The following is a 25179-nucleotide window of genomic DNA, read 5'->3' on the forward strand; positions in this document are numbered from 1 at the left end:
CGCCTGAAACTTGCAGCTACCCGCAGACTTCGGTTCCATTCATTCTCACACTGTGCTTCCAATGGAGGTCGCGATCGGCGACAATGATCTTAGGCGTTGTGGATCGAGTGACTGGCTTGTGGATGCTTTTGATGAGAGGCTGAACCGTGTTGAACCTTCGATGTTTGCTGCCAGCTTTGGCGCTCGTGCTTTGTTCTTCTCTAGCAGACGCTCAGCTGCACGTTCAGCGTGTTGCCGAGTTTCCGTCCCCGGGCGCAACCTCTCCCCGGTTCAACGGGGCTCGCGCCCTCAAACTCTCTGCGGATGGCAAAACACTGATCGCCGCCTTCTATGGCTGCTGGGCTCAGCTGTTTAACTTGGTCGATCACCAGCCCGTTGGCGCTGCATTTAGAACGTCCGGCGATGGGCAAGTCGGCTTCGTCAATGATGCCATCGCGTACACCGCCGATTGGAATTCCATGCGACTCTGGGATACCAGCACAGGCAAACAGCTAGGTGAGGCCATCCCGCATGAACTGCGTGAAGACACCATCATCTCACCAGCGATTAGCTCGCAAGGCAACTTAATTGCGACTCGGGCAACAATGAAATCGGTCCAACTTCGCGACGTCAAAACGCATCAACTGATCGGTGACCCCATCAGCTATGCAAGCAACGTGAGTGCCATGCGATTTAGCGCCGATGGCACTCGCTTGCTAGTCCTGTCTGGCGGGTCACTGCACGCAATCGATACGCTTACCGGGCAGCAAGTCGCTGGGCCATTCAAGTCGGGATGGCGATTCCACTTGTTCTCTCAAGCAAACAAACTGGTCACCACAGAGACAAACAACGGCTCGCCTCAGCTTGTCATTCGCTCAACCGATCAGCAAGGTTGGCCCGAAACTCATCGCGTTGACTTGCCCGGCAACACCAAACACGTGTTCGAACTAGATGACAGTCAAATCTTGGTGCAAGTTTCCAAACCTGATTACAAGCCGGCCCTGTTCATTCTTGATCTCAATCAGCCTGACTTAAGTTCCGAAGTCAAAACGGATGCCGATCGCGCCTTTTCGATCATTGTCCCAGAGAACAAGCAATACTGGATCTGTAGCAACATCCATGACATCCGCTGTCAGAAATTTGGTGACCCAAAACCCGTTTGGCTCAAGCGGGTTCCGTCCAGTGGATACGACCAGCCGGTGTTCCCGCTCAGCAATCAGCACTTCATCATTCGCGACAAGCAAAAGACCTTTGGCATCAATAAAATCTCCGATGGCTCTCAAGTCTGGACTCGCCCCGGCGTTCGACGCTTTCAGCACAGCGACAACACGATTGCATTAGGCACCGAGGCTGGGATCGAGATTTGGGCGTATCAAGAAGACGACCAGCCATGAGAACGTTTTTTGCGAAGCCTGATCCCAACGTCCGGCACACTTTTCAGGGGACCGGCAACAGGAACACGCAGCTGGCCCATCTGCTGGTTACGAACCGCGATGCCGGCTTTTGACCGGTGGGCGTTTCATTCACACTCGCTACCGGGAATGCCCCGACTGAATGGTTGGACTGAAATGCTTGGGCTGAGATGCTTGGGCTGAAATGTCGGGACTGAAAAGCGTGTTGCAGACAAGCGAATGGCAGTTTTCTCGAAACTTGCCTGCACTGATCAGCGCGACAAACTCGCGTGAAATGTTAAAACATGGACACCTAGCCCGCCCTGATTCTTCAATCGATGATCCTACCAATCATCGCCCATTACATCGCAGCGGCATTTGATGCGCGAGAAAACATCCAGGAATCCAGCTTCATGAATCGATTCATTTTCACTCTGATTTGCATTGGCCTGATGGCGTTTGCCGACGATCGTTGGGCTGGTGCCCAGGAGGTTGCACGCCCAGAGCCCCCGGTTCCATCAAGCGAACCGTGGCTGACCTTCCCGGGTGCTGACGGACCAGGAAAAGGGAAGCATGTTGTGTTGATTGCCGCAGACCAGGAGTACCGCAGCGAGCAGTCGATGCCGATGCTTGCCAAAGTCCTCGCTCAGCATCATGGGTTTGACTGTACGGTCCTGTTTTCTGTTAACGATGAGGGGGAAGTGGATCCAACCTTGCCGGCGCCATTCAAAGACAAAGCGAAACGGCATCGGATCCCAGGACTGCAGTCTCTCGCCGACGCCGACTGTGTCATTTGGCTGTCGCGTTTTATGCAGCTTCCCGATGATCAAATGCAACACTTCCATGATTACTTTGATGCGGGTAAGCCACTGATTGCACTACGAACGGCCAATCACGGATTCTACGGCGGCAAGCAATACCGAAAAGCTGACAAGAACGTTCCACTGCGTGATCTGCTGGGCGGCACGTTCATGGGGCATCACGGCGGTTGGCATCGTGAATCAACGCAGGGCATCATCGTCGACGCCAACAAGACCCATCCAATCCTGGTCGGTGTGGATGACATTTGGGGCACTTCTGATGTCTATCGTTGTCACAGCGACAGGTTTCCCTTTCCAAAGGACTGTCGGGCGCTGGTGCTGGGACAACCGCTCATCAATCTGGAACGGAACGCGCCGCCGAACAAAGACAAGGAGCCACTTCCAATCGCTTGGACCAAAACGTGGGTAGGCAACCAAGGTCGCCCCTCACGGATTTTCCACTTCACCATGGGCTCGGCCGTGGACTTCCAGAACGCCGGAGTCCGAAGACTAACGATCAACGGCGTCTACTGGGGACTGGGAATGGAAGAAATGATTCGCCCCGAGAGTTCGGTTGAGATCGTTGGTCACTACGAGCCACTGAAAGCGGGATTCAACTACGAAACGCTGAACGTCAAACCTCGCAAGGTGGAATTTTACAAGTGACCATCAGCGATCCGCTAAGCAAGTTTTGTTGACAGCGTTTTCGGCCTGCGGCGACCACGAACCCCGAGCGATCCCAAGAATCTCTGGGTGATAAAAACCGTTTCGCAGGGTCCCGTGCTCGCACGCACTGTTTTGAAGATCTTCGAGTCCGGTGGTGCGGATGCGGAAAATCCACGTGATTGCGGCCCAACGGTGCGCTGCCATTTCATTGGTGCGTGCAAGCACGGCACCGTACGAACGGCGCGTCTATTGGTGCGTGCGCGCACGGCAACCTACCTCGCCGGCACTTTGTCCCTCGGGGCAGTGATCAGGCCCCGATGAGACAATCTTTGGCCACACGGCCCACTTGACGATTGCAACACCCCTCCAAATGTGGCAGCATAGCCTCTGTTGCAGATTCAAACACACAAACGAGGGGATTCGATGTTGGCTCGGTTGAAGACCTACACACTGCTTGGAATTGAAGCGATGGCTGTCGACGTGGAAGTGGATATCTCCACTGCCGCGATGCCCAAAACGATCCTCGTTGGGCTACCCGACGCGGCGGTCAAAGAATCCACTCACCGCGTCGAGCGAGCGATCGTGAACAGTGGGTTTGTTCGCCCCTTTGATCGCGTGGTGATCAACTTGGCGCCAGGTGATCTACCGAAACAAGCCGCATCGTTTGATTTGCCGGTTGCGCTTGGCGTCCTGGCTGGCAGCGGTCAATTGGCCGCCGATCGTTTGGAGAACTACGCCATCATCGGGGAACTTGCCTTGGAAGGCATGACGCGGCCGGTCAAGGGCTGCCTCTCGGTCGCGATCGAGGCCGCCAAACGCAGCGACGTCAAAGGCATCGTGCTGCCCACCGACAATGCCAATGAAGCCGCGGTCGTTGAAGGGCTCGAAGTGATCCCGGTCTCATCGCTCGCACAGGCGGTGGCTTTCTTTGCTGGCGAGCTGACCATCGATCCGGCCCCCAGTCGGCTGTCGGAACTGTTCCAACAATACAGCCAATACCCGATCGACTTTGCCGATGTGCGCGGCCAAGAGGCTGCCAAGCGAGCCATCACACTCGCCGCCGCAGGTCGGCATAACCTGTTGATGATTGGGCCACCGGGGAGCGGCAAAACGATGCTGGCCAAACGTGTGCCAACGGTATTGCCCATGCTAAGTGCCAGCGAATCAATCGAAACCACGCGGATTTATTCGGCCCTAGGTCAGCTGCCCAAAGACCAACCACTGTTGGCCCAACGTCCCTATCGATCGCCACACCATACAATCAGTGACGCAGGCCTAGTAGGCGGGGGCAATCCGCCCGCACCAGGCGAAATCAGCAAAGCGCATAACGGCGTCTTATTCTTAGATGAACTGCCTGAATTCAATCGCAAAACCCTGGAAGTGATGCGGCAACCGCTGGAAGACACCATTGTCACCATTTCCAGGGCCATGCGCAGCACAACCTTCCCGGCTGATTTCATGCTTGTTGCGGCCGCGAATCCGTGTCCCTGTGGTTATCGCAGCGATCCCCGTCGACACTGCAACTGCACACCGCCTCAGGTGGAAAAATACATCAACAAGATCAGCGGGCCTTTAGTGGATCGAATCGACATTCAAATCGAAGTCCCCGCAGTCCCTTTTGAAGAACTCTCCTCGTCCGGACACGGCACCAGCAGCCAATCGATGCGCGAACAGGTTGACCAAGCACGAGCCATTCAAGCGGAACGATTTGCGGACCAACCTGGCAACGTGCGATACAACGGATTAATGTCCAGCCGTCAGATTCGCAGCTTCTGCCAATTGGACAACGACTGTCGAGGCATTTTGCGTCACAGTGTTGAAGAGCTAGGCCTTTCTGCGCGAGCGCACGACAAAATTTTGCGACTCTCACGAACGATCGCGGACTTGGATAACAGCGAACAGATCAACCAACTGCATTTAAGTGAAGCGATCAGCTACCGAAATCTCGATCGCGAGTTATGGGTCTAAACCAGCATTGCTTTGAAGCTTTTCGGGTTAGCGAGGTGGGTGAGGGATTGTAGGCACCGATTATCTGCAGGGGTGTTTTTGGGGGCTTTGGTGCGTGCAAGCACAGCACCCTACGAACACTACCGAAACTTGGATCGCGAGCTATTATCAACTAGCAACGCGACCGGAAACGCTGCGATCGCTTGCTGAACGGGTCATCACCGATGATCAAGTGCAAGTGACCAATGAACTTGAACCCATCCGCTGCCTCTGGTGGTGGCGATTCGATTGAAACGAGAACGACACTCATGCTGGCCAACAACACACGCCGCGCTTTTACTTTATTGGAACTGCTGGTCGTCATCGCGATCATCGGGATTCTGATCGCGATCGCGTTACCAGCCTTGCAATCGATGCGCGAGGCCTCTCGGCGGACACTCTGTGAATCCAAACAGTTCACCAGCGCGATCGCTTTTCAAGCCTATCATGATCGCTGGTCTCAATTTCCAGTGGGAACCATTGCTGCAACTGGACCGATTCAAAATGAGGCCAAAGGCGATCACCACAACTGGCTTGGCAGACTGATGGATCTGATGGACCAGCCAACCATCGGTGCAGAGATTGATCGATCGGTCAGCATTTACGCCCCCATCAACGAACCAGTGTTGGCGCTGCGGTTTAGTGGGGCACAGTGTCCATCGTTCCCCATGATGCAAGAAAACTTCACGAGCTATGCAGGCGTCCACCATCCAACCGAGACACCCATTGACGCAAATAATTGGGGAGTGTTTGTCATGAATACGCCGATTAGCAAAGATGACATTACCGATGGATTGGCCAACACAATGTTCCTGTCGGAAAAGCTGCTCTATGCGGGCGATCTGGGTTGGCTGAGTGGAACGCGAGCGAGTCTGCGCAACACCGGCGGCGGCATTCAGACTCCTCAAAGCCCCAAACCCAAATTCACCCTGACCACCGTTGGCTCGATCGGCGGGTACCATCCCGGTGGAATCAACGTGCTGATGGGCAGCGGTGAAGTCCGCTTCCAAACGACCGGTACCGACCAAAGTATCTTAGAACAGATGGCCGATCGGCGCGACGCTCAGCTTGCACTGCAAAGGCAGCCCAGCGAACCGCTTGAACAACCGAGCGTGGAATGATGCAAGCAAAGTCACCGAGCAAAACCGGGGACGCCGCATTCCGCCCCCAAAAATTGGAGTCGTCGTGTGTGTGCTTACACGGCGGTGAAACGACAGATTAGGCGGGCTGGGAAGCCTAGGGGGCGAGATTAGAAAATCGCTCTTGCAGTGATCCGCTGGCAGTCGCTACCAACGCCTTTCCCCACCTTGCCAGTCACTTGCTTCATCGCAGCCCATGAACGGCGCTCTCTCGGCCACTGAGAAACTCCCACCAAGATGCTTGATTGCTATCGCAGCTCTGCTGCTGTTGCTGTCGGGATGTGGGACAACGCGCGAACACCAAGCGACCGAACAACTGCTGGTCAGCGATGCCGTTGATCGCAGCATTCAAACGCTTGATTTTCGCCCTTTGACGGGGCGAAAGGTCTTCCTGGACACCAGCTACTTACGAGCGGTTAAGGGAGCAGGATTCGTCAACGCCGACTACGTCATTAGCGGATTGCGCCAGCAGGTCCTGGCTGCGGGTTGCCTACTTCAAGACGCCAGCACGACGGCTGATGTGATCATCGAAGCGCGTGTTGGGACCCTGGGAGCGGACAACCATCTGGTCACCTACGGGTTGCCGGAAACAAACACGCTCAACTCAGCGGCCTCGGTCATCCCGGGAGCCCCACCCCTGCCGGTGATCCCTGAGATTGCCTTGGCACGCCGTGACGCGCGTGAGGCAGCGGCGAAGATTGTCGCGTTTGCTTACGAACGGGAAACGCGTGAGCCGATCTGGCAGTCCGGAATCCATCATAGCGTTGCGACTGCCAAAGACACTTGGTTCTTGGGGATGGGACCATTTCGTGGCGGCACGATCCGCGACCGGACCAAACTTGTCGGCAGCCAAATTGGTTTCGGACGCCGTTCCCCCAACAGTTCGCCAACGATGGACTTTCAGCGGCCAGCGGTGGACTACACCGCTGAGACAAGATTCCAAGGTGGCTGGCCGGACTTCAGCGATCGGCAAATTGGCCGCGACATGCTGGCCTCCACTCCGGATGAATCGACCGAGCCCGCCGGCGAAGCGGTTGCCACAACAGAACAAGCGAGTGACGCCAAATCGGGCAACGTGGTGCAAGCGTCACTAAAGTCGGCTCCTAAGACGACCGCTGCCAGCACCGGCAAACCAGCCACGGCAAAGACCGAGACAAAGCCAGCAAGTCAGCCAGAAGCCAAGCCAACCGCGACGTCCGAAGCCAAGCCAGCTCAACCCAAACGAGCACCGCCGACCAAGACCGATCCGTCAACCTGACCAAGCGTCATGAGCGGGTCTGCTGATTAAGGCTTGAGAGGCTGCTTTTCGCTGGCGGAACCTTGACGCATGAGCAACCGCAGCTTCCCTGTCACGTTTTCAATGGGCAGTGGCCCCCAGGTGCGACTATCAACGCTGACTGGCACATTGTCACCGACGACAAAGACCTGTCCCGCGTGAATCGTTAAGGGATAGTCCAAGCTGGGACGATCATCACGATAATGAATCTTTCGAAACAGTGACACGAAGGGAAACTGGCTGGGGATCGGCTCTGCCTGGCTGGCCGCTTGCTGAAATCCCAATGGCAACCGAATCGCGACTTGACTCTGATGGCTTTGCATCGCATCCACCAAAGCTTGGGGCAACAAGTCGCTGGCAGCGGGCAGCTGATTGCTTGCCCAACCGTCGGCATCGAGTTGCAACCTCCACTGCTGTTCACCGGCTAGCATCGCGACCTCGACATCGCTGATCACTTCACCAGATTCTGTAGGCAACTCACTGGCATCAAGCTGGATCGCCAAACGATCAACCGGATACAGCTGGCGGTGCTGCTGTTTGTTCAAGGGATAATCGTCGTTCAACAACGTCACGCGACCAGACTGATACGGATTGCGATATTGGTACATCCACCAGCCGTCAGGCAGGGCGTCCCAGCGACCGCTGCGCGGTTGCAACCGAACGAGTGCCGGTGGAAGGGGCGCATACTGTGGTGAGATTGCAGTGGTCTTTGCAACCGCATCTTGGAGCAACATGTTTGGTGATGACCTGCCTTGCGATAACAGACTTTTCCCGATCCAATCTTCCAGCCGCACTCCATTGACTCGCAAGCGGCCACCAACAGAATCAACCACATCACCCTCGACCGCAGCGACTCGCTTGATGTGCTGATCGGCGAGGTAATCAATGGTAACGATGTCACCGGGGCGAAATGGTGTGCGCGTCTGGGCCGCTTGGTTGGCTTGCTGGCGATCACTTGGTGCCCCAGGCGGTGCGCGCTGAATTTCATCGACCAAGCACAGGTCACCCGACAAGAGAGTGGGAGCCATTGAATCGCCGGCCACTTGATAGGGGACCGGTGTCGGGCCAGACGTGGGCGGTTTCCACCGCACGGCATCCGTCGATTCGGAAAGCGAAACCGACGGTTCGGGGTTGGGAAACGTTGCTTGTGCCGTCGGCAAACTCGCACGGGGACTCGTTTGTCGCTCAACCGCAACACGACCGGCAATCCCCCCCAAGGTGATCACCACACCCGCACCGAGGGCAAACAGTAAAACGGGGACGATTAAGCGGCGCTCCATGGTGGTCCACTGGGCGAAGGTCTACGTTTCGGCAAAGAGAGCGACGGGCAATCAAGGCGCTGCCGCGTTGAGGCAATCGATCCACCGCGCACCGACGTTGCGACTCCACATTGCAACCGAGCAAGCCATTCCGTTGGGGGGCAACCCGATGGTCGACGCAACCCGTCTCACCTGAAGGGGCGTTTTTCAGGCAATCCGGCAATTCACCGTGATTTCGGCCCACAGCATGGATTGGGCGAGGGTGAATCACCTGACGACTGACTATGGTTAACGCTATACTGGAGCCACCTGATAATCAACGCCCCAGCGAAATCGATGGGCGACGCGGTCATTGAATCGCGTCCAGCATAGCATCGACACGCTGCGAAATCGCGGTACCGAACACTGACCAGGGCGGATTGAGGCGGAAACGCAGATCGATCGTGCATTGTCTGGGTGTTTGTTGCGTTTCCCGCGGCGTCTGGCCGCTGGGATGGAGCGTGGGCAATCCCCTGAAGGCCGATTCAAGTTCGTTGCTGCTAGAACATCCATTCGCCTCGCTCGTTCCGCTTTGATCATTGCCCCTCACGATTCTCGACCCCAAGATGTCTCTCCACACGGCCAGCGAATTGAATCCCACTAGCGTCAACAGCAACGACCAAGCCGATCGCTCCGCTACCTCTGGCTCCACCGATCAAACTCAGTCAAGCCACAGCGACCAAGCCGATCCCCAAGCGGCGGCCTCCCATGACACCCGCGGACGGATGGGAACGGTGCCAGGAGTCAAAATCCTGGGCACAGGCGCTTTCGTTCCCGAGAAAGTCGTGACCAACGAAGACCTGGCTGCACTGGGCTGCGACAGCGAATGGATTGTTCGCCGCACCGGCATCAAAGAGCGACGTCACGCCTCGGACGAAGAAGCCACCAGCGATCTTTGCTATGAAGCCGCCGTGCGTTGCCTACAGAATGCAAAGGTCAAGGCGAGCGAATTGGATCTGATCCTGATCGCCACCATCACACCCGATAACTTTACGCCATCCACCGCCTGTCACTTACAGCGTCGTCTCGGTGCGTTTGCTCCGGCGATGGACATCAGCGCTGCCTGTGCTGGCTTTGTTTACGCAATGGTCACCGGCGCGCAGTTTGTTGCCACGGGCAATGCGAAACGAGTGCTGGTCATCGGCGCTGACTTAATGAGCCGGACCGTCGACCCGAACGACAAGAAAACCTATCCACTCTTTGGTGACGGGGCAGGAGCGGTGCTGCTGGGCCCTGCCGGCGAAGGCACAGAGGATGCGTCAACAGGAATCGATGCAGGCTCCGAATCAGTCCCTGGCATCCTGTCCTACCAACTGGGCAGCGAAGGCTGTGGCGGAGAGATGCTTTGCATCCCCGCCGGTGGAACACGACAACCGTTGACCGAGGCCGCTCGCGAACAAGGCTTGCAGTACTTGAAGATGGACGGCCGCAATGTCTTTAAATGGGCGGTGCGGGTCTTTGATGAAAGCGCCAAAGACGTCTTGAATCATGCCGGTGCAACCGCTGATCAACTGGCATTAGTCGTGATGCACCAAGCGAACCAACGAATCATTGATTCAGCGGTCTCTGACCTGGGCGTAGAAAGCCATCGCATCTATGTCAACTTGGACCGCTATGGCAACACTTCAGGGGCCAGCATTCCACTGGCCTTGGACGAAGCGATCAAAGCTGGCAAATTGCAACGCGGGGAAAAAGTCCTGCTGTGCGGCTTTGGCAGCGGACTCGCCTGGGGCACCGCCCTGGTGACTTACTAGGCTGAATGACTCCGCTGGCCTGCCGCAGGCCCGTGCCTACCGCAGGCCCGTGCCTGCCTGCAAGCCAACCTGCCTGCAAGCCAACCTGCCTGCAAGCCAACCTGCCTGCAAGCCAACCTGCCTGCAAGCCAACCTGCCTGCAAGCCAACCTGCCTGCAAGCCGACCTGCCTGCAAGCCAAGACATGGGCTGGCAATCGATTGCCAGCTGCTGTGCGGGTGAAGCACTTGCTGGAGTGAAGCTTATTCGGGCGGCGACTCGGGCAGGGGAAATGGCAAGTTTTGCTTGCTCATTTCTGCCAGCGCGTTGGCGGCCGCTTTCTGCTCCGCTTCTTTTTTATTGTTGCCCCAGGCGGCGGTATATTCTTTGCCATCAATCACGGCGCTAATCAAGAATGACTTGCAGTGATCGGGACCGGTCTCTTGCTTCAATCGATACAGTGGCGTGCAGGCGATGTCGCGCTGGGCGCGCTGCTGCAACGTGGACTTGTAGTTCGAAGCGCCTTGGCTCTCCACCGCCATTTCAACTTCACTTTTTAGCCAGCTCTGCAAGCGATCTCGAGCCACCTCATGACCGCCGTCCAAATAGACGGCCGCGATGACGGATTCAAAGGCATCGCTGACCAATGACCTGGGATAGCTACGATTGCGAGTCACGCCGCGGCCGACGATCAAACATTGGTCGAGCCCGATCTGACAAGCGACTTTTCCGCAGGTGCGGCGACTGACCACTGCCGATTTGATCTTGGTCAAGTCACCTTCACTGTACTCGGGATAGGCTTCGTACAACCAAGAACAAACGACGAACCCCAGCACCGAGTCGCCCAGAAACTCCAGACGTTCATTGCTTGCCAAGCGGTGTGCTGCACCGGAAGCGTGAGTCAGTGCATTTCGCAACAACTCAATGTTATTGAACTGATAGCCAATTAATTGCTGGCAAAGCTCAAGCTTATCAGCATGCTCTGAGACGCTGGCTGAGACGCTGGCTGAGACGCCTAAAGCTCCAACAGTGGTCGACGCAACTGCGTCATCCACCTGATCTGCGTCAACTGTCGCAGAGGAGCCGTTCGAAAGAGTAACTTTGGATTTGGACAACGAATCGAGCGCCGGTTTGGATAGTCATGATGTTGGCTTTTTTTCAATCATGCCAGCTCAATCCGTCCACCCGTTCGAATGCAAAACAAGCCCGTTGGATCAACTTGCACACAGTTTGCATCGCCGGAGAGCAATGAAGACGGTGTGTCGAGTTGCAGGCTGCTTGATTCCCAGGTCCCGAGACTCGCCCTCAACCTCCCTCAATCACCCTGACACCTTTCATAACAAAGAGTCGTGCGTGTGATGAGAACGCAGAGATCGCTTCTCCAAATCACACCCATCGCGCGGTGGTCGCCAGCGAATTGCCGAGTCAAAAGAAGATTCCTTGGCAAGCACAGCACACGACCAATGTCGCTGTGTGCCCACAAACTTCCCAGGCAAACGCTAGGACGGATTACTTCAAGAGGCGTGCGATCGCCCACGAACACAACTTCGACCGAGGGTGAAATTGTGAAGTGACATGAAAAACGTTTTTACAGCAACGGTGTCGACGGAAGAGTCGTTGGCAATGGCCCCCAAATGACTCCAAGACATCGCTGCTATAACCGGTTCGCTGCGTCACACGCCGGCGATCGGGGATGGGCCAACGATGATTCGCTGGAACCCGAACGCCGGTATGAGACCGAAACCATTAGCTGTATAACATTGAATCGACCGATTGAGTACCCAAATCAACAAAATTCTTGCTGGAGATTGTCCGTCAGGTCAACTAAATCACCGCAATGCGTTCACTGTACACCGGAAGCGCGAGAATCCAATCGGCACCGGCGCGGCATTCAACTGGTCGCCATCGCCGCGCGGAACTCGGCCCCCACAAGCAACCATCGCCAGGCCTTTGACAGCGAGCCGTGAAGCCTAAATCTGCTTCAGATAGATCGCATTTCCCGTGAATCGCCGGTGAAACATCTCATCGTCCCAGACGACCCATCCAACCGCAGGATCTGCGATGATCCAGCGACCATCAGGCAATCGGCGGTGCACGACGATGGCGTGGTACTCATTCGTTTGACCGATAAAGGACGGCATGCCTGAGCCACCATCTGGACCGGCAAAACGCACGATCGCCACATTGGGCAATTGCTGCTTGGCTGGCCACCGCATGGGGTCACGATCGGCCGCAAAGGCGTCCAATCCGGAATCACCAACCGCCCAGCGCAATCCGCCCAGCAACCCTTGGGGCAACGTCCCGTGCTTGCTGGTCAGGCAAGCGCGTGCCAAAAGGCGTTCACAGCCGGCCTGATCATCTAACAGCTGACTGCCAACTCTGCCTAACGAGGCCCGGCCGAGCTGAGTATCAGTCTGCTGAAGCAAAGTTGCAATCGCCGCCGGGCCACAGCTTGCGGAGTGACTTTGCAAGCAAACGCCGTTGCGCCATTGCGCCTCAACAGACAATTCAATCGGCGAAAGAATGGGCCGCACCAATGGGCCCACCAAAGACACCAAACTCAAGGCCACCAAAGTCACCGCAGTGCTGCCCCGAAACAGCTTTCCCAAATAGCCAGCGGCACAGGAAACGCCTGCACAAAAGCACAGAAAAACGGGCAACCAATTCCCCAGTGCCAAGGTGGCGGTGGAGGGAATGATTGAGAACCAAGCCAAATGACTGCCCAAGCCGACGGTAAACAACAGCGAAAAGAGCAGCGTGCAAACCAACAGCATCGGCTTGCGTTGATAGTGCCCCCGAGAAAGACGTCGCCCGCCAATGAAGGCCAGCAGCATCAGCAGTGCGATCACTCCGCACGCCATCCAATGCTGCATTTCAACTGCTAGGAAGGACATCTCTCGGTACCTCAGGTGCTCTCGTGCACGGCCTCAGACACTTCGTCTCGTTACTAAGTTCTAACGGCGATTCCACAAAGGACACGCCATCAACCCCTATTAAGTTAAGAATTGATGAATTACCAGCGCATTACAAGACCGAATCGGCCAATTTTTCCGGTCAATCGACTGGAAGACGCGGAAAATGCCCGGCGACCAACAATCTTCATGATTCAAGCAGGCTGCTGGACACTGCCCGGCATGCAGGCTACTGGGCGTCCGGCCGCTGATCCCAAATCCAAGAAGCTTTCACGGGGCTTGACCAAAGGTGTCACCCCCACCTGCAGAATCCTCAAAACAACTCCACCGCTTCCGGTTCATCCCATCTGCAACGAGGCTTCTGATGATCCAGCTCGCACCCGAATTCAAACTCGAATTGGCCTGCCAAGAAGGCCGTGAAACCCTTGCCAGACGCAGCCCAAGCGGCCAATGCTTGCACAGCGATCAAGGGCAGGAACCATCCCCCCAGCGGCAACAGCCGTCACGCGACCAGGCCCTCAGGCCGCCTGAGGCGAAACTGGAAATGGGCTGGGTGATCATCCGCCTGAGCTTCCCCCAGGCGATGGCCGCCGGCCCTGAACGCCTTGCCGACCTGTCAGCAACCCTGCTCAGCCGCCTGCAGCGTTCACCGACGATCGGCAGTTACCGAGAACAGGGGCCCCTGTCAGCGGACCAGCTTGGGCGACTGAAGTGCCTGCAGATCGGCACGGGGCAATGGTGCTCTGCTGGCTACGCAACCTGGTTCCCAACCCCGGAGGCAGCTGCTTTTTACGTGAACCGATTGCCTGGAAATCCCGGCCTGAACCGCAGCCATCCAGCCAACCACGCAGCGGTGTTCCTGCGCCGCCGCTGGCTGACGTCGCCGGGAACCACCCCCAACGGCAACGTGGCTCAGGAAACGAGGCAACCGCCGGCCATGCTGGACAGGTTTCAGATCCGCTAAGCGGTCGCATTGCGGTGACTTGGTGAAAGATTGGCAGCGCATGGGCAATCACCCCACTGTCGGGAAAACGCCCCTGCCGAGCGAGTCATCAAGACGCCATCCATAAGAACCCCTTAAAACCGGGGGTCTGTTCGCAAAATGTCCGCGAATTTCCGATTCTGAATCTGAATCAGGGGATTCATTCAGGTACCATGACCGGTAGTAGACGTTACTAGAGTGCAGCAACTGACTGCTGCTCTAGTTTTCCTATGCTTTTCTTCGTGTCCTTACCGGGAACAGGTCAACCAATGATGTGGACGTTCGCGAACCGATCTAGCCTGCCAATCCGAGGGGTGGGCTACCTCTTGTGCATCGTGGTTTCTGCCACGATGTCACTTTCCGCTGCAAGTGCTCAGCAGAGCCAGTTGCCTCAGGTCGCGCTGATTAACCAGCAAATCGAACAAGGCTGGGCCGATTACGAAATTTCGCCCGCCAAAGGCGCCGGAGACGAAGTCTGGTGTCGCCGCGTTTACTTGGACATCCTGGGCCGCATTCCCACGCTCGAAGAGAGCAAAGCGTTCACGTCTGACCGCAGTAAAGACAAGCGTACCAAGCTTGTTCGCAGCCTGCTGTACGACGACCAATACACCGAAGAATACGCCAACCACTGGGCGACCGTTTGGGCCAACATGCTAATCGGCCGTGGCGGCGGGAACGATCGCCGTGACTTGACCAGTCGCGATGGCTTGATGAAGTACCTGCGTGACTCGTTTGCCAGCAACAAGCCCTACAGCAGCTTGGTTTACGAATTGGTGACCGCCGAAGGTGACACCAAGCCGGGCTCACCGAACTTCAATGGCGCCGTGAACTTCTTGATCGGCAAGGTCAACGAAGAAGACGGAACATTGGCGACCAGTAGCGTTTCGCGAATTTTCCTGGGCCAGCAAGTGCAATGCACTCAGTGCCACAATCACCCGTTCAACGACTGGAAACAACAGAAGTTCTGGGAATTCAACTCGTTCTTCCGTCAGACACGTGGCCTGCAGCGTTATGTCGATGGCACTCGCGATATCGACTACGCCGAATTGGTCAACGAGGACTTCGCAGGTGAAGGTGGCGACCCTGAGGAAGCCTTGATTTACTACGAACTGCGAAACGGCTACCTCTCATCAGCGTTCCCCGTCTTTACCGACGGCACCGAGATCGGTCGCAGCGGACTGGTTGATCAGGTCAAGCGTCGCAGCGAACTGGGCCGACTGATGCTTGAAAGCGATGCGATGGACAAAATGGCCGTCAACCGCTACTGGTCAATGTTCCTGGGCCACGGCTTCACCCGTCCCATTGACGACATGGGCCCACACAACATCCCCACGCACCCCGAACTGCTTGACGAACTGGGCAAGGCTTTCCGTGGAAACAGCTACGACATCAAAGAGCTGATTCTGTGGATCACCCTTAGCAAGCCATATGCACTGGATTCAGTGCTGGGCACGAACAACAAAATCGACGACCCGTCGGTTGGCGAATCGCCTAAGTTCTCGCGTTTCTACTTGCGTCAGATGAGTGCTGAGCAGCTGTACCACTCGATGGTCACCGTAGCCAGCGGGACTGCCTCGGGAACCTACGAAGACCAGGAACGCAAACGCCGCGAGTGGCTACGCCAGTTCACGGTCACCTTTGGCACCGACGAAGGCGACGAAGCGACGACCTTCAATGGCTCGATCCCACAAGCGTTGATGCTGTTCAATGGCGAACTGACCAAGAACGCGACCAGCCTCAAAAAGGGCAGCTTCCTGGACAGTCTGCTGAGCACCGGTCGCACCACGACCGACCGCGTCAACGGCCTGTACTTGGCCGGCCTGGGACGCAAACCGACCAAGAAAGAACTGCAACTCGCTGGCAGCCTCTTCCGCGCTCGCGAGGGCAAAGAGGGCGAAATGCTACAAGACGTCTGGTGGGCGATCTTGAACAGCAATGAATTCATCTTGCAACACTAGATGAATTGCAATCCTTTTGAGGGTTTGTGCCCAAACTTGGGTTCAAACCCTGCGAATCACCGTTTTAAAGTCGAACCAACACTTTCCAATCAAACTTTCTAAGTCTCTTCTAAATAAGGCATTGCCATGAATTCTAGCTGGAAAACACCACAGGGGATGAGCCGCCGTCACTTCATGAACCACATGGCAGGCTCGTCAGCTGCACTGTCGGCAGCGATGACGCTGGGATCATCGATCCAAGCCAACGCTGAAGAGATGCGAAAGAAACGCAAGTCGGCAGTCATGCTTTGGATGGGTGGTGGTCCTCCAACGATCGACATCTGGGACCTGAAGCCCGGCGCTGTCACCGGCGGTCCCTTCAAGCCCATTTCAACCACTGGCGACATGCAGATCAGCGAGCACATGCCGCTGACCGCCAAGCAAATGCACAACCTGTCGATCGTGCGTAGCATGTCGACTCGCGAAGCTGACCACAACCGTGGCCGCTACTACATGCACACCGGCTTCGTTCCTAACCCCAACATCGAGCACCCCAGCTACGGTGCTGTTGTGGCTCACGAACTAATGGCCCAGCGTCCCGAGCTTGAGATTCCTCCCTTCGTCACCGTTGGCGGTGGCTCGGCTGGACCAGGTTTCTTGGGAATGGCATGGTCTCCCTTCTCGGTGACCAGCAATGGCCGCATCCGCAACCTGAACATGTCGATGGAAGACGTTCGCTTGCGCCAGCGAATGGCTGCCCTGCACGAAATCGAAAGCGGCTTCGCCAAGCGAACTCGCGATCTGCCCGCCGGCGAACACGGCAAGGTCCTGAAGAAGACCTTCGACCTGATGACCAGCGAGCAAATGGAAGCCTTCCGCGTTGAAAAGGAAGACGAAAAGACCAAAGAACGCTACGGCACCAACGGCTTCGGCCAAGGTTGCTTGCTGGCGCGTCGTTTGGTCGAAGCGGGTGTGCCATTCATCGAAGTTGATCTCGGCGGCTGGGACTTGCACAACAACGTTCACGCAACGTTGGCTGACACCAAACTGCCTCAATTGGACCAAGCCATGAGCGCCCTGGTCGAAGACCTTGAGCAACGTGAGCTGATCGATGACACCGCCGTGATCTGGATGGGTGAATTTGGTCGTACTCCTCGCATCAACGCCAATGCTGGTCGCGATCACTGGGCTCGCTCGTGGTCATGCGTTGTCGGCGGAGCTGGCATCAAGGGTGGCCTGGCGGTTGGTGAAACCAGCAGCGACGGCACCCGGGTGGAGTCTCAGCCCTACAGCGCTGAAGACTTGATGGCGACCGTCGTCAAGGGACTTGATATCAGCCTGGAAACCACGTTCATGAGCAAGAACCGCCGTCCGATGAAAATCGCAAACGGTGGCAAGGCGATTACCGAACTGGTAGGCTAAACTGGTGGATCGACTGGGAACGGGCCATCCTGCCTCAACCGCTTCCGATTCAAGCTTAATTGCAACCGGAACACCCCAAGACCTTCCTGCCTCGTCGCGTCAACGCGACGAGAACACGGATTCTAGGGACTTATCCGTCTCAGTCGATGCAACAAAACGCCGTCCCGCCTCGGGACGGCCCAAAAAACGAGGCGGCGACCGTTCGTCGGCTAGGAACAATGATTCCCGCTCCAATGCCTCCCCAATCACGGGGAAGCAAGACTCCACGCGAGTCAACGGACGCGAGAACGAAGCCGATTTATCTGCCCCAAACGGTCACCCTGCGTTGGCAAACGATCCCACCGATCAGGAGTCTGCTGGCAAACAGCCCCTCAGCGATCACGCGGCAACGCAAAGCCTGGATCCCGAGGAACTGATTCGCCGCCACCAACGCGGAGTCTGGCGTTACTTGCGCATGCTGGGCTGCGATGATGCCACAGCAGACGATTTGACGCAGGAAACCTTTCTAAGGGTTTTGCGGCACGACGATTTCGTTCAACATAATGACAACGCAACCGCAGGTTATCTGCGCCGAACCGCATACAACTTGCTGGTTTCCCGTCATCGTAAACTTGGACGAGTACAAACCGTTAGTGAACCCGAGTTATTAGATGAGTACTGGGATCGCTGGGCCGGAAAAGACATCACCGGTGACGCGGCCGTCGAAGCCCTACAGCAGTGCTTCGAGAAACTGACCGAGAGAGCACGCATCGCCCTGCGAATGCGTTTTGATAGCGATGCGACACGCGTCGAAATCGGCGAAGCCCTGGGGATCACCGATCACGGTGCCCGAAACTTGATGCAACGTGCCAAGGCACAACTGCGATCCTGTGTGGAAGAAAAATTGAAACTGTCGACTGAAATCTGAACACTTTCCACCGCGATCTGCGTTTAGATAATTGAAACACCTACATTTTTGAAACGAATCAACTGATGTCCGTGGACCAGAAGCCTAGCCAACCCGAAAACGACGCCGATCCGATGATCGATGCGCTGTTGGCTGAGTTCATTGCCCGGGACGCCGATGACCGCAGCCAGCCACCTGATCTGACCAATCAGATCTTACGGCGTCTCAAGGAAGAACCACCAGAGAGCGAAGATCGTGATCCGATCATCGACACGCTGCTTGCTGAATTTCTGCCATCGCGTAAGTCACGGCGAAAAACCCCACCAGACTTGACGCAGCCGATCCTGGCTGAACTTAGTGGTCCCCAAGCGTTCCACCAAACGCCACGCGAAACAGCCACCGTCCAGCCCGCTGCCCGCACAAGTGGTGCTTCGAAACGTCGCCTGCTGACCGCGATGGCAGCCATTGCCGCAGCGATCTTGGTCATGTTTGTGGCCAGCCAGTTTGGCGACGACAACGACGGTAACTTTATCGCCAAACAACCGCCACCAGCGGAAAACGGTCAGCAGACCGGCGAGACCGATGGTCACCCAACGCAGCTCGCCAGCGACGATGCTGCAGGGCGAACCACTGATCCACTCGCCACTCCAGCGACAGACGTCAAGCCTTTCCCGCTGGTCGATGAAAACCCAAAACTGGTCGACAATGGAACCTCCGGCACTGACGCGGTGATCATGCCAGATCGCCTCGAACCGGACACCGTTCCCATTGACTTGGTCGGCAATCCAAACGGCCCGGACATCCTGCCGAACGTTCAGCGTCCAGCCCCCGCTTCGCTGCCAATTCATCAAATTGCGCGTCAGAACAGCGAACTGATCCAACAGTACTGGCGGGCAAGCGATATCGAACCAACCGCCGCGACAAGCGATTTCGAGGTCGCTTCACGCCTGAACAAGCGACTGGGGCTCTCCCTGCCGACTGACGCAATTGCTGACCCTGAAACTCTGCACCTGGTCCTACAGTCCTCTGAGAACACCCCGCAGATCGCTAAGCAGTTTCTGGCCACCGCCAGCGAATTGCCAGAGTCCGGGCTCCAGCAGTATCAGGACTTGATCGATGACCTGACCCAGACGGTTGCCCTGCAAAGCGAACCGCTTGACGTCAAGCTAACCTCGCTAATCGCTGGCACCGACCCGATGTCATCGCGATGGTACGATGCACTCGGTCATGGCAGCGGTCGAAAACAAGATGTCCATCACCAGATGACACGCCGACTTGCCAGTCTGTCAATGAATGCCGACTTGCGTTGCATTCGCTGCCATGACTCAGAAGTAGGCAGCAGCGCGACTCAAGAAGACTATATGTCCATGCTGTCGCTGGTCAGCAACACCGTCCAGCGTGAAAACAATCGCTGGGTAGTTCGCCAGGACAAGAACAAGTACATCTTTTACGAACGCCCCGACAAACGCCAAGCCGCGGCACCGCAACGTGTCAGCAGCAAGTTCCTAGACGATGGATCGGATGCCATGTCCGATTACCAACTGTGGAGCCAATCGCTGGTCGGAAGCGACATGCTGGCCAATGGGATTGTGAACTCGCTATGGAAAATGGTCCATGGTCGCCCTTTGGTTGCATCGGCAAGCGACAACTTGGCGGCTCCGGTCGCTCCGCAACTGTTGCAACTGCGTCAACAACTGACCGATGATTTGAAGGCCAGTCACTTTGACCTGACTCGGACACTGGCGCTGATCATCGCCTCACCCATGAGCAACCGCAGCGTCCCAGACGCGCTGAGCATCGACTCCATTCGCATGGCGTCAAGCGAAGATCGCCAAACCGCGTTTAGCCAAGTGAGTGCCTTTGCAGCGGCGTTTCAGACCGCTGAATCCAAGCGAGCACAACGGATCGAACTGGCGATGCAACAAATGGGCATGCCGCTGGAGACCGTAGGGCAGGGCAGCATCCTGGCTCAGCCTGTGCTCATCAAGCCCACCAAGAAACCGCCACGTCCATCGGCTCGCCAGAACCGCCAAAATCAAGCGTCCGCAGAGCTGCAAGGCCCGACCTTGAAAGACATGCTGCTACTGGACTTTCCTGGCGACCATGCCGAGCTGCCAGCATCTTGGCTGTCCGACATTCAAGACTACGACGAGCAAGTGCGTCACCTTGGTTACATGCAAGGCCTGACAACCTTGCCAAGCGATGTTGAGAAGCTTTCCAAGCAGCTCAACAAACAACTGCCAGCAGAACCAGCTCTCCATCAGCTGTGGTGGGTTCTAGAAAAATAGCCCACGTCATGCGTTTGGGTGATCGCCAGCGTTCCATCAGCCGTTTTGGCGTTAGGCACGGTTCTTGTCACAACAAATACGGCGCTGCAAAAAAGCGGGCCTAACGGCTAATCCCATCAGCCGTTTTGGCGTTAGGCACGGTTCTTGTCACAACAAATACGGCGCTGCAAAAAACGGGGCCTAACGGCCTGCGGCTCGGCTGATTAGACTTTCAGACGATCGGTACTGTCACCGATTTCATCAACCGGTGTGCCCATCATGTCCAGCATCGACAGGAACAGGTTCGCCATGGGACACTCTTGACCGGCATCGATGAAGCGACCGGTTTCCATCTGCCCCGATGCACTGCCTGCCATCACGATAGGCAGATCGTGATGCTGGTGGCGGTTGCCGTCGCTGATTCCACTGCCGTACAAGGCCATGGACTGATCGAGCAGCGATCCCGCCGCGTCAGAGGTCTCGTTCAATTTGTTCAAGAAGTACGCGTACTGTTCGATCAGGTAATGATCGATCTTGGCGAGGTTGGCGACCAGTTCAGGCTTGTCACGGTGGTGACTCATACCATGATGGCTATCGCTGACGCCGATTTCGGTATAGCGGCGATTGCCACCGGCGTTATCCAGCATCAAGGTGGCCACGCGAGTGGTATCGGTTTGAAAACCGATCACCATCAGATCAAACATCAAGCGTGCGTGTTCTCGGAACGCGTCCACTCGGCCGAAGGGGATCTCGATATCAGGCAAGGCCTCTTGATCGGCTTTTTCACTTTGCTCGATCCGCTGTTCGATTTCACGCACACTGACGAAGTACTCGTCCATTTTGCGTTGGTCGCTTTTGCCCAACTGCTTCATCAGCCGATCAGCATCGCCACGGACGACATCGAGAATACTTTTGCGAATCGCATTTCGCTCGCGACGTTCACCGATGTCGCCACCACCGAACATGCGTTCGAAAGCTTGGCGTGGAATGGTTTCCTTGGGCATCGGCTGGGACTCGTTCCGCCACGAGATATTGCTGCTGTAGGCACAACTGTAACCACTGTCACAGCTACCCGCGTTGCGACTACCAACGAGGCCCAATTCAATCGAAGGCAGTCGAGTCTTGCCAGCCAATTGCTGGGCAGCGACTTGGTCCACCGAGATGCCCAAGCGAATGTTGCTGCTGGTTTTTAGCGGTCGGGCTGCGGTCAAGAAGGTACTGCCGCACCGCGCGTGATCGCCAGCACCGTCACGGTGAGCGCGGCCGTTGTCGAGCGTCAAGTTCTCGATCACGTTAATCTTGCTTTTCAGATCAGCCAGCGGTTGCAGCGTTTCGGAAAGCTGCCAATCGGTTTGCTGCCCCGATTCGCCCCGCGTTGGACGCCACTTAGGAACAATCACGCCATTGGGAACGAACACGGCAGCCATTCGCACGGTGCCTTTGACTTCATCAGAGCTGGCATAGGCACTGCGTGCCAGGGGCGTCATCGCCTCTAGCAAAGGCAATCCCAGGACCGCAGCTGAGCCACGCAGTACCATTCGGCGATCGATCGATTTATCGTTCAGATTAAACATCATTCACGCTCCGCAAGGGTAGGATTGAATTCGGAGTGACGACGAGGGGATCGTCTAAAGGGGTAGGTTGAAAACAGGCAGGGCTTAAGGGAGATCCGTTGACTGAAACTGAAACGGACGGCTGGCGACCACCGCTTGCACGATGTCCGCGACCTTAAAGCCACCGTCGCGAGTGGAGTCCACCATCGCGTCCACTTCACAACGATCGTCCGGAGTCAACTCGCGGCCGATTGCGAAGGTCAGCATGTGTTTGATCATGGTTCGCGCCAAGGCTTCGCCTTCGGTTTGGCTCAGCACGCGGCTTAGCTCAGCACCGCCGTTGAAGGCTCGACCGTCAGGCAAGGCACCGCTGGCGTCGATCGGCTGGCCTTGATCCTTGGTACGGTATCGTCCAATGGCATCAAAGTCATCCAACCCGAATCCCAATTGATCCATCACCTTGTGGCACGAGGCACAGGTTGAGCTTTCTCGGTGCAGCTCCAATTGCTCTCTTAGTGTAGCGTTTTCGCCGGCGGTTTTCGACTCTTCTAGCTCAGGAACCCCGGCTGGCGGCTCGGGAGCCTTAATTCCCAGCACACTTTCCAGAATCCATTTTCCCCGCAAAACCGGGCTGGTTCGCGTAGGCATGCTAGTCACCGTCAGCACGCTGGCATGGGAAAGCAACCCACGCCGAGGTGTATCGGTTAGCGAAACTTTGACAAATTCGCTGTCACCCTGGAGCTGTTTTTCGATCCCATAGAACTTAGCCAGCACTGGATTGACGAACGTGTAGTCGGCAGACAACAGTTCACTCAATGGACGATTCTCGCGCAGCAAGTGCAGGAACAAACGCTGAGTTTCCTGGTTCATTGCCTGTTTAAGCGGGCCAGAAAACTCAGGAAACTTCGCCGCATCGGCCTCGTGGGTCTCCAAGTTTCGCAAGCCCAACCACTGGGCTGCAAAATCAGCTCCCAACGAATCTGCCTTGGCATCGGTGATCATGCGAGCGACTTGCCGTGTCACTTCGTCGCCGCTGAGTTTTCCATCACGAGCTCGATTAAGCAAATTCTCGTCCGGAGTGCTGCTCCAAAGAAAATAGGATAGCCGCGAGGCCAGCTGATGCTGCGTTAGGGGCAGGTCGCCTGCTTCGTCGGGCTGGACATCGTTTTCAGCGGTTTCAACGCGAAACAAAAATCGCGGACTGACCATCAATGCAGACAATGCGATTTGCATGCTGCGGTGATAGGACTCGCCGCGTTTGGTCATCGCTTCAACTAACTGAGCGTATGGCATGACTTCATCATCACTGACCGGACCTCGAAACATGAAACGCATCACAGGCTTCAGGTTCTCTGCCGACACTTTGGCAACATCGCGATAACTTGAGCCACGTCGCGGGGGAACTCTGCGCACCAAGGCAAACTGTTTTGGCGGATAGGCCTCTGTTGGAAAACTGTGCGGGCCATTGACTTGGAAACTGCGAAACATGAACGGAAATTCGCCGCGATCGAATCGGCCACTTGGCTTTTGTGGCGTTTCCAAAGCCTTCAGCATTTCGCTCGCTCGCTTGGCATCGAGTGATTTGGCGACGTCCAAAACCGTTTCATTGACCTTCAATTCGCGTTCATCGAACACGGGGATCAGCAGCAATCGCTGCTTCCCTTTTTCCAGCTGCACGTCCTCACGCATGCTATCACTACCGCCGCCGCCGCCAAAGTATTTCAAACTGTCAACACCGATGACTTTGCCATCGGCGTTGCAAATGGCAACGCGAACAGGATCCTGACTGTCTTCGCTGGTACCACCTCGCACACTGAACGTGTAACGGCCTGCGTAAGGAGCATCGACGTCAAAGAACGCGAACGCTTCTTCGGTCAAGAACCGACCGTTGAAGCTACCAATTTTGTAGTCGCCAAAAACGGGAATCCGATCCGGAGCGACGCTCAGATCCAACCGCGGCAACTCTCGAGGATCGATGATCACTTTCTGGGACACGTCCTCGGCGGCGGTCATGTACTTTTCGACCAACATCGGGCTCAGAGAGAGCACATCGCCATTGTTATCAAATCCGGCTCCCACTTCATCCGATGGGAACGTCTCCGCGGGCCGCAAATCCAGGCCGAATAGATCGCGGACGGTGTTGTTGTATTCGCTACGATTGAGCCGCCGGACGGTGACTTTGCCGGCTTTGGGAGTCAGATCGCAACTCGCCGAATAAAGCGTGGACTCCAACGCTTGCACCAGCTGTTTGCGATCCTCAATCTCAAGTTGCTCGGCATCGACGGGAGGCATGGCGCCGAATTGCACCATTTCTGTGACTCGTCGAATCTCTGCCGCCGTCAGGTCGCTCAGCGTTTCATAAGGCGTCAGATCCAATCCAGCTTCCGCGTTGTCTGCATTGTGGCAATCGACACAGAAAGCCTGCATCAGCGGCAGACCATTGGCCTTCCAGGCCTGCAAGTTCTCCTGTTGCCGTGCCGCCTGCTGGGGTGTGTCCTCAGCCCCAGCGGTGGACAGCGCACCGCAACCGACCGCCGCGACCAAAGCAAACACCATGCGGGCCAGGCACGAGGTTTCATTTCGAGCGTTTGAAGATTGGCCACTGCGAGCTGGCATTTTCACCAGAAACCGAGCAGCCGCAATCACATGAACACGGGTCTGTGTCACAACGACGTTATCCTGAAATCAGAGGCGGGACCGCACCCGATCGGGTTGCGGCGGAAGGGAGGCATTCCTACGTCTCATTGTAGAGAAATGTCCAGCAAACACCAGAGAAACTTTCGCCCCACCCCTCGCCTGGCCAATCTGAGCCCTACTTTTTGCATCGCTCCGCTGCTGAACCCGATTTCGAACGAGGCGGCCCGAAAAAACCTGATCGGCCAACCGCCAGGCTGATGGGCAGCTTGGTGTAAAATGCGCGGCCTCCCCACCAACTCCTGGCCGTCGCCTCCCT

16 protein-coding genes are annotated in these 25179 nt (G+C 56.4%); 11 read left to right on the forward strand and 5 right to left on the reverse strand.

What is annotated here, in order from left to right:
* Positions 1-146: 146 nt before the first annotated feature.
* The 5 genes from SV7mr_RS17795 (at position 147) to SV7mr_RS17815 (ending at position 7219) form a co-directional block, all read left to right on the forward strand.
* Positions 147-1373, forward strand: a complete 1227-nt coding sequence (locus SV7mr_RS17795) for a WD40 repeat domain-containing protein (protein ID WP_145275222.1) — start codon at positions 147-149, stop codon at positions 1371-1373.
* Between the two features lie 335 nt (positions 1374-1708).
* On the forward strand, positions 1709-2836 hold the full coding sequence (locus tag SV7mr_RS17800; protein ID WP_145275225.1) for a ThuA domain-containing protein: 1128 nt from the start codon (positions 1709-1711) through the stop codon (positions 2834-2836).
* A 423-nt stretch (positions 2837-3259) separates the two neighbouring features.
* Positions 3260-4804: a YifB family Mg chelatase-like AAA ATPase gene (locus SV7mr_RS17805; protein WP_145275228.1), complete on the forward strand. Its 1545-nt coding sequence runs from the start codon at positions 3260-3262 to the stop codon at positions 4802-4804.
* A 224-nt stretch (positions 4805-5028) separates the two neighbouring features.
* On the forward strand, positions 5029-5943 hold the full coding sequence (locus SV7mr_RS17810) for a DUF1559 family PulG-like putative transporter (protein ID WP_419187552.1): 915 nt from the start codon (positions 5029-5031) through the stop codon (positions 5941-5943).
* Positions 5944-6157: 214 nt separating this feature from the next.
* The gene (locus SV7mr_RS17815) at positions 6158-7219 is read left to right on the forward strand and encodes a DUF6655 family protein (RefSeq protein ID WP_419187553.1); all 1062 of its coding nucleotides are present in this window, start codon (positions 6158-6160) and stop codon (positions 7217-7219) included.
* A 26-nt stretch (positions 7220-7245) separates the two neighbouring features.
* Here SV7mr_RS17815 and SV7mr_RS17820 read toward each other — a convergent pair whose 3' ends face one another.
* Positions 7246-8517 carry a S26 family signal peptidase gene (locus SV7mr_RS17820; protein ID WP_145275234.1) on the reverse strand — a complete coding sequence of 424 codons (1272 nt, stop codon included), beginning with the start codon at positions 8515-8517 and terminating at the stop codon, positions 7246-7248.
* Between the two features lie 584 nt (positions 8518-9101).
* Between SV7mr_RS17820 and SV7mr_RS17825 the strand changes: the two genes are divergently transcribed.
* Positions 9102-10289, forward strand: a complete 1188-nt coding sequence (locus SV7mr_RS17825) for a beta-ketoacyl-ACP synthase III (protein ID WP_473163650.1) — start codon at positions 9102-9104, stop codon at positions 10287-10289.
* 241 nt (positions 10290-10530) lie between these two features.
* Here SV7mr_RS17825 and rnc read toward each other — a convergent pair whose 3' ends face one another.
* Both rnc and SV7mr_RS17835 read right to left on the reverse strand, forming a co-directional pair.
* On the reverse strand, positions 10531-11322 hold the full coding sequence (gene rnc, locus SV7mr_RS17830; RefSeq protein ID WP_419187554.1) for a ribonuclease III: 792 nt from the start codon (positions 11320-11322) through the stop codon (positions 10531-10533).
* Between the two features lie 915 nt (positions 11323-12237).
* Positions 12238-13161: a cysteine peptidase family C39 domain-containing protein gene (locus SV7mr_RS17835; protein ID WP_145275240.1), complete on the reverse strand. Its 924-nt coding sequence runs from the start codon at positions 13159-13161 to the stop codon at positions 12238-12240.
* Between the two features lie 382 nt (positions 13162-13543).
* On the opposite strand from SV7mr_RS17835, the gene SV7mr_RS17840 reads away from it, so the two are divergent.
* The 5 genes from SV7mr_RS17840 (at position 13544) to SV7mr_RS17860 (ending at position 20694) form a co-directional block, all read left to right on the forward strand.
* Positions 13544-14143 carry a hypothetical protein gene (locus SV7mr_RS17840; RefSeq protein WP_145275243.1) on the forward strand — a complete coding sequence of 200 codons (600 nt, stop codon included), beginning with the start codon at positions 13544-13546 and terminating at the stop codon, positions 14141-14143.
* 368 nt (positions 14144-14511) lie between these two features.
* A complete protein-coding gene (locus SV7mr_RS17845) occupies positions 14512-16119 on the forward strand; it encodes a DUF1549 domain-containing protein (RefSeq protein WP_145275246.1) in 1608 nt (535 codons plus the stop codon).
* A gap of 126 nt (positions 16120-16245) precedes the next feature.
* Positions 16246-17520 carry a DUF1501 domain-containing protein gene (locus SV7mr_RS17850; protein WP_419187555.1) on the forward strand — a complete coding sequence of 425 codons (1275 nt, stop codon included), beginning with the start codon at positions 16246-16248 and terminating at the stop codon, positions 17518-17520.
* Between the two features lie 4 nt (positions 17521-17524).
* Positions 17525-18427 carry an RNA polymerase sigma factor gene (locus SV7mr_RS25540; protein WP_419187556.1) on the forward strand — a complete coding sequence of 301 codons (903 nt, stop codon included), beginning with the start codon at positions 17525-17527 and terminating at the stop codon, positions 18425-18427.
* A gap of 65 nt (positions 18428-18492) precedes the next feature.
* Positions 18493-20694 carry a hypothetical protein gene (locus tag SV7mr_RS17860; protein WP_145275249.1) on the forward strand — a complete coding sequence of 734 codons (2202 nt, stop codon included), beginning with the start codon at positions 18493-18495 and terminating at the stop codon, positions 20692-20694.
* A 203-nt stretch (positions 20695-20897) separates the two neighbouring features.
* Here the strand turns inward: SV7mr_RS17860 and SV7mr_RS17865 are convergent, their stop codons facing one another.
* Together SV7mr_RS17865 and SV7mr_RS17870 are read right to left on the reverse strand one after the other, a co-directional pair.
* Complete coding sequence (locus SV7mr_RS17865) at positions 20898-22250, reverse strand: DUF1552 domain-containing protein (protein ID WP_145275253.1); 1353 nt, start codon at positions 22248-22250, stop codon at positions 20898-20900.
* 81 nt (positions 22251-22331) lie between these two features.
* Positions 22332-24893 carry a DUF1592 domain-containing protein gene (locus tag SV7mr_RS17870; RefSeq protein WP_145275256.1) on the reverse strand — a complete coding sequence of 854 codons (2562 nt, stop codon included), beginning with the start codon at positions 24891-24893 and terminating at the stop codon, positions 22332-22334.
* Between the last annotated feature and the right edge of the window lie 286 nt (positions 24894-25179).

This window comes from Stieleria bergensis (assembly GCA_007745635.1).
In the GTDB taxonomy this organism is placed as follows: domain Bacteria; phylum Planctomycetota; class Planctomycetia; order Pirellulales; family Pirellulaceae; genus Stieleria; species Stieleria bergensis.